A 6,139-nucleotide genomic window follows, 5' to 3' on the forward strand; every position below is an offset into this window, starting at 1 on the left:
CAGAGAGGCCTTGGATTTTCCCCTGCTGATCAGCCGCGCGGGCTTGAAGCGGTTTTGACCGAAGATATCTTGATCGGCTTGGAAGGTCTCGGTGGTGCCGCGCCGGTTGGGGGCCGCGCCGATCTTTTGCACCGGCCCCTGCGGGATCCCGCGCGAGAACCGCTGTTCGAACAGTTCCTTGTTACGCGCCACCTGCACGACCATCGTATCCGACAGCGCGTTCACGACCGAGGCTCCGACCCCGTGCAACCCGCCCGAGGTCTGATAGGCATCGCCCGAGAATTTGCCCCCCGCATGCAGCGTGCACAGGATAACCTCAAGCGCTGATTTGCCGGGGAATTTCGGGTGCGGATCGATGGGGATGCCGCGCCCGTTATCGCGGATCACCACGCTGAAATCGGCCTGCAATTCCACCTCGATCCGGCTGGCATGGCCCGCCACCGCCTCGTCCATCGAGTTGTCCAGGATTTCCGCCACCAGATGATGCAGCGCGCGTTCATCGGTGCCGCCGATATACATGCCGGGGCGCTTGCGGACCGGTTCCAGCCCTTCCAGCACCTCGATCGAGGCGGCGGAATAGCTGTCAGCGGTCGCGTCGGCGGCGGAAAGAAGATCGTCGGCCATCGGGTCTGCTCGTCTTGTTCTTGTGCGATTGACGCGACTATCTCATGTGACGGGGCGGCGGGGCAAGGGGTTGTGGGATTGCACGCGATGCCACGCAATCCGTTGCGCATAACCCTGCCGAGCGGCGACCTGTCCCTGTCGGCGACCCGAAAGAAAACCGACTGGTATTCTTGCTTAATGCAGTCGCGCTTTCTAGGAATGTCCCACATGGCGATTTGAGACGGAAGTGATTGGCAATGATACTGCCCGTGGTTTTCTTTGGTTTTGGCTATCTGATCCTGTCGGTACAGCTATGGGTGGGGCTTCCGTCCTTTTACCGGTCGTTCGGAAAGCTGCCCAGGGACGAGCTTGGTCAGGTTCTGCCCGTCGCATCGGTCATGGCCGTGCCGTTGACCGCTTTCGCCGTGACCAAGGTCGAGGCGCTGCTTGTGACCTTTGGGCTTCTTGCGCTGCTCAGCGGGCTGCGGGTCCGCTCGGTCGTTGCCGAAACGGCATCCACCCCCGACATCCTTTCCGCGTGGCATTTCCTGTCCGGTTATCCCATGGCGCTGTTCGATGCATGGACATTCGGAGGGGCAGCGCTGCTTGCCGGCATTGTCGCCATCTAGCGAAGTGTTGCTTCGCCGGTCCCCTGCGCAGAAGATGGGGCCGGATTTCCTTGCAGCCGGGGGTGGCAAAATGACAGCCGAGACAAGAACCGCAATCGTGACCGGAGGCTTGTCGGGGATGGGCCGCGCCATCGCCAGACGGCTGGCCGGGGCCGGGCATGCCGTCTTTGTCGGCGCAAGGCGCGGCGACGATCCCGGCCTGACCCGCGATCTGCGCGCCGAATTTGGCGAGCGGATCGCCTTTGACCGTCTGGACGTGCGTGACACCGAAAGCTGCGCGCGTTTCGTGGACGGGGTGATCGCGCGGCGCGGGCGGGTCGATGTGCTGGTAAACGCGGCGGGTGTCTATGACGAGGCCGCGGTGATCGGGCATCCTGACAGCATCTGGAATGACACGATCGACATCAACCTGACCGGAACCTTCAAGATGATCCGCGCCGTCCTGCCGGGGATGATCCGGAACCGGTGGGGCCGGATCGTCAACCTTGCCTCGGTCGCGGCGCATCAGGGCATGGCGAATAACGCGGCCTATTGCGCGTCGAAGGCGGGGCTTCTGGGCCTTGGCCGCTGTGTCGCGCTGGAGGGCGCGGCGGCGGGCGTTACCTGCAACAGTATCAGCCCCACCTGGGTCGAGACCGAGATGCTGAAGAAATTCATTGATGACGAGGTGGCGCAGGGTGCCCCCCGTGCCGAGGTCGTCGCGAAATACGAGGCGTCGAACCCTCAGGGCAAGCTGGTCCAGCCCGACGAGGTGGCCGGGCTGGTGGCCTTTCTGGTCAGCGATGCGGGGCGCGCGATGACGATGGAGGATTTTCAGGTCAATGCGGGTTCGCTGTGGTAACGCAGCCTGCGATCCAGCAGCGCGCGGCCATCTGACAGCGCGGCGAAATCGCCCATGCCTGCCTGCCGCCATTGTGCCTTGGCGGCGGCATTTTCGAAAACCGCATCCGCGTGCAGGATCGCCGGGGTCTCGGCGATCAGGTCGCGGACCAGATCCGGCAGGGGCGCGCGGGCCAGCCATGCATCGGGGCTGACCCGTTCGAACCCGGCATCTGCCGTCACCGGATCATCGGCGATCAGGTTGTAAAAGCGCACGCCCGCGCCGGGGCGCAGCCCGACCAGAAAACCGGCGGCGGCGCGCAGATCGGTCATCGGAAAGATCAGTCCCTCGGGCAGGCAGCCGATGGCACGGCTTGCCTGAAGGATGATCTCATAGATGTCGCGGTGGTTTGGCGCGTCCAGACCGTAAAGCGATGGCAGCCGGACGATGGCCGCACTCACCCCCGAAGCGGCAATCTGCGATTCTGCCTCGATCTTGGCGGCGCCATAGCCGGAACAGGCACCATACATCGCGGCGGGTGCCTCGGGGTGGGGGCCGCCGGTTTCGGGGAACACCGCCGAGGACGAGGAAAACCGCAGATCCGCCCCGGAATCGCGGCAAAATTGCAGGATCGCGGTAATGCCCGCGCGCGACCAGTCCAGCATGGTGGCGCGATCCACCGCCAGATTGACCGTCGCCGCGCAATGAATGACCAGCGACACATGCCCGCAGAGATCGCCGTAATGATCTGCGTCCAGCCCGAGATGCGCGTCATCGACGGATCCCGCCACCGGAATGATCCGGTCCTGCGGCAAGCCCGCCGCCGCTGCAATCGCCTCAAGCCGCTGATGCGGATCGCGGTTGCGGGGGCGGACAAGGCAATAGACGACGTGATCGCCGGGCAGCGCTGCGATGGCGGCAGTCAGAACCTGCCGTCCCAGAAAACCTGTCGCTCCGGTCAGCAGGATGCCCGGACGGCTGAAACGCGGCCCGGTCGTGTCGGCGGCATGGCCGGACAGAAGCTGATGCAGCCGTGACAGGGGCAGATTCAGCGCCCGGTCGAAATCGACGCGCCGTGCATAGCCGCGTTCCAGTTCAAGGATCAGATCGACGCACATCAGCGAATCGCCGCCCTGATCGTGGAACGAGCGGTCGGGATCGATCTCGGCGATGCGGCATTGCAGGATCCGCGCCGCATGGATCACCGTCGGCAGCGCGTCGCCCGCCGTCTCGGGTTCACAGGTTTCGGGCCTGATCTCGGGCAGCGCCTTGAAGTCGCATTTGCCTGACACTTCGTGGATCGGGATCGCGTCAAGCTGCACCAGATAAGAGGGCACACAATAGCCCGGCAGCACCTTGCGCAGCGCGCGGACCAGCGCGTCGGGCATCCGCCGGCTGTCATCGACGATCTGCCATCGCGCCCGGTTGTCCGCCGTGGTCGTGGCGTCGGCGGTGTAATAGAACACCAGCGCCTGCCCCTGATCGCCGACTTGCCGCACCCAGGGAATCGCATGGGAAAAGCCCATGAGTCCGGCCATCGTCTCGGTCAGTTCGCGGGTCTGGATGCTGTGGCCGCGCAGTTTCAGCATATGCGCGACGCGGCCCAGAACGACAATCTGCCCATCCGCATCGACATAACCCTGATCGCCGGTATCATACAACCTGACCGCGCGACCCTGTAAGGTCAGCTCGCGAAAACGTTGCGCAGTTTCTTCGGGGCGGTTGACATAGCCCGGACCCAGCATGCGCGGCCCCTCGAAATGCAGAAGGCCGGGCGTGCCGGGGGGGCAGGGTTGGTCGTGATCGTCAAGCACGACCGCGCGCAGATGGGGCATCGGCCTGCCGACCGTCACCCCCCGCGCCGGACCCGCCGGCCCGGTCAGCTCCGACATGCAGATGTCATGGGTTTCACAGATGCTGTACAGGTTCCACAGCGCCGCATGGGGCAGTTTGGCCTGCGCTTCGGCGATCAGGCGGTCGCTGACCACCTCGCCGTTCAGGACGATCCGGCGCAGGGGCAGGGTGGCGCAGGTCGCGGCGTCCAGCCCTTGCAGCATCTTTTCAAAGAACGAGGGTGTGAACAGCATCTCGGACAGGTCATGGCCGGTGATGAAGCGCGCCAGCGATTGCGGCGACAACAGATCGTCGAGACCGGGAAAACACAGCTCTGCCCCGTTGCGCAGCGGGCGGAACATCTCCCATATGGCAAAGATATAGATGCCGATCTTCATGCCGGGGGTATAGGGCGTATAGGCGTCGCGCCATTCATAAGACAGCAAGGCCGCGTCATGCGTCACCGGAATGCATTTCGGTCGCCCCGTCGTGCCCGAGGTCGCGACCAGATAAATCGAATCGCCCGGCGACACCCGGCCCGGCGCGATGCTGTCTGCGGCGGGCGCGTCCAGAAAGATCGTGGCATCGACAACCCGGCAACCGTCCGGCAACTGCCCCGCGCGCGCGGGCTGCGCGGTCAGGATCAGCCCGATCTCAAGCTCGGCGACGATATTGGCCAGCACCGAGTCCGGCATGGCGGGATCCAGATGCACAAAGGGCCGCCCGGCGATCACGCAGGCGGTGCAGGCCGCCCCGAACAGCGCCCCCGGCGCGCCATAGACGGCCACCGCCCCCTGTCCCGCCAACACGCGCTGGCAGGCCGCCGTGAATGCGGCCAGATCACCATAGCTCAGGCTCAGGCGGCGGTCCCGCATCGCGACCCGGTCGCGAAAGGCTGTCAGCGCATGGGCAAGCTGTGCGGAAACCGGGCTGTGGTGCTGTGACATCGGCGAAATATCCAGATGAGCGGGCCAGAAAGCGGCAACCGTTTCGTCGCGGCAATCGCGTGCCGCGTCAAGACGGGATTCGCGTGATTGGCAAGGTTGCAAGCGGCCTTTGCGGTCAGCCCGGATCGGGATAAGAAGCAAGCAGGCAACGCTGCGTCCCCAAGGGAGAAACTGAATGAAACACACATGGCGCTGGTTCGGTCCACAGGACCGCGTGTCCATCGACGACATGTTGCAGGCGGGCGTCAAGGGCGTCGTGACCGCCCTGCACCATGTCCGCACCGGCGCGGTCTGGACGCCCGGAGAAATCGCCGCGCGGCAGCGAGAACTGGCGGTGATGAAGGACGGGTCGCCTTCGGGGCTGGCATGGGACGTGGTCGAAAGCCTGCCCGTCAGCGAGGCGATCAAGACCCAGACCGGCGACTGGCGCGAACATGTCGCCAACTGGATCACCTCGATGCGGCATCTCAGGGATGCGGGGATCGACGTCATCTGTTACAACTTCATGCCGGTGCTGGACTGGACCCGGACCGATCTGGCATGGCGCCGCCCCACCGGCGCGACCTGCATGCGGTTCGATCTGATCGACTTTGCGGCCTTTGACATCCACATCCTGCAACGCAAGGGCGCGGCAGAGGATTTTTCCGAATCCGTCCGCGATCAGGCCGCCCGCCGCTTTGCCGCCATGGACGAGGCCCGGCGCGAGGGGCTGGTCCGCAACGTGGTGTTCGGCCTGCCGGGCGCTGCCGAAAGCTTCAGCCTGCAGGATGTGCGCGATCTGCTGGAAAGCTATGCGCCCGTGACCGATGCGGTGCTGCGCCGGAATTTCCACGATTTTCTGGAACAGGTTGCCCCGGTCGCGCAGGATCTGGGCCTGCGGCTGTGCTGTCACCCCGACGATCCGCCCTTTGGCCTGCTGGGCCTGCCCCGGATCATGTCCACCGAAGCCGATTACGCCGAGCGCGTCGCCGCCGTCGATCTGCCCGCGAACGGGATCACGCTGTGTTCCGGCTCGCTTGGGGCGCGGCCCGATAACGATCTGCCCGGCATGATGGACCGTCTGGGAGACCGCGTGCATTTCCTGCATCTGCGCAATGTCCGCCGTGAGGCCGAGGCCGTGCCTGTCTCGTTCTTCGAGGACGAACATCTGGGCGGTCAGACCGACATGGTGGCGCTGATCGCAGCCATCCTGCGACAAGAGGAGCGGCGGCGCGAGGCGGGGCGCAGCGATGCCGAAATCCCCATGCGTCCCGATCACGGGCAGGACATTCTGGACGATCTTGGCCGGGGCGGGCAGCCCGGCTATC

5 protein-coding genes are annotated in these 6,139 nt (G+C 65.0%); 3 read left to right on the plus strand and 2 right to left on the minus strand.

All coding sequences use genetic code 11. The annotated features are described in order from the left end of the window. Positions 1 to 624: ATP-binding protein (locus tag ACK5L9_RS19730; RefSeq protein ID WP_416913165.1), on the minus strand; the 624-nt coding region annotated here is incomplete at its 3' end. 236 nt (positions 625 to 860) lie between these two features. On the opposite strand from ACK5L9_RS19730, the gene ACK5L9_RS19735 reads away from it, so the two are divergent. Both ACK5L9_RS19735 and ACK5L9_RS19740 read left to right on the plus strand, forming a co-directional pair. Continuing rightward, positions 861 to 1,232 (plus strand): hypothetical protein, encoded by a 372-nt coding sequence (locus ACK5L9_RS19735; protein ID WP_416913166.1) that lies wholly within the window; start codon positions 861 to 863, stop codon positions 1,230 to 1,232. A 70-nt stretch (positions 1,233 to 1,302) separates the two neighbouring features. Next, positions 1,303 to 2,073, plus strand: coding sequence for an SDR family NAD(P)-dependent oxidoreductase (locus ACK5L9_RS19740; RefSeq protein ID WP_416913167.1), 771 nt, complete (start codon positions 1,303 to 1,305; stop codon positions 2,071 to 2,073). Here ACK5L9_RS19740 and ACK5L9_RS19745 read toward each other — a convergent pair. Next, a complete protein-coding gene (locus tag ACK5L9_RS19745; protein ID WP_416913168.1) occupies positions 2,046 to 4,832 on the minus strand; it encodes an AMP-binding protein in 2,787 nt (928 codons plus the stop codon). The genes ACK5L9_RS19740 and ACK5L9_RS19745 overlap by 28 nt on opposite strands. 175 nt (positions 4,833 to 5,007) lie before the next feature. On the opposite strand from ACK5L9_RS19745, the gene uxuA reads away from it, so the two are divergent. Continuing rightward, positions 5,008 to 6,139, plus strand: a 1,132-nt coding sequence (gene uxuA, locus ACK5L9_RS19750) for a mannonate dehydratase (RefSeq protein ID WP_416913169.1), incomplete at its 3' end; no start/stop codon positions are given.

Source organism: Paracoccus sp. (in: a-proteobacteria), from assembly GCF_047973135.1.
Taxonomy (GTDB): domain Bacteria; phylum Pseudomonadota; class Alphaproteobacteria; order Rhodobacterales; family Rhodobacteraceae; genus Paracoccus.

Excerpts from the sequence above, each read along its gene's own strand:
- ACK5L9_RS19735 (WP_416913166.1), top strand. The coding sequence starts at position 861 with ATGATACTGCCCGTGGTTTTCTTTGGTTTTGGCTATCTGATCCTGTCG.
- ACK5L9_RS19745 (WP_416913168.1), bottom strand. The coding sequence starts at position 4,832 with ATGTCACAGCACCACAGCCCGGTTTCCGCACAGCTTGCCCATGCGCTG.
- ACK5L9_RS19740 (WP_416913167.1), top strand. The coding sequence starts at position 1,303 with ATGACAGCCGAGACAAGAACCGCAATCGTGACCGGAGGCTTGTCGGGG.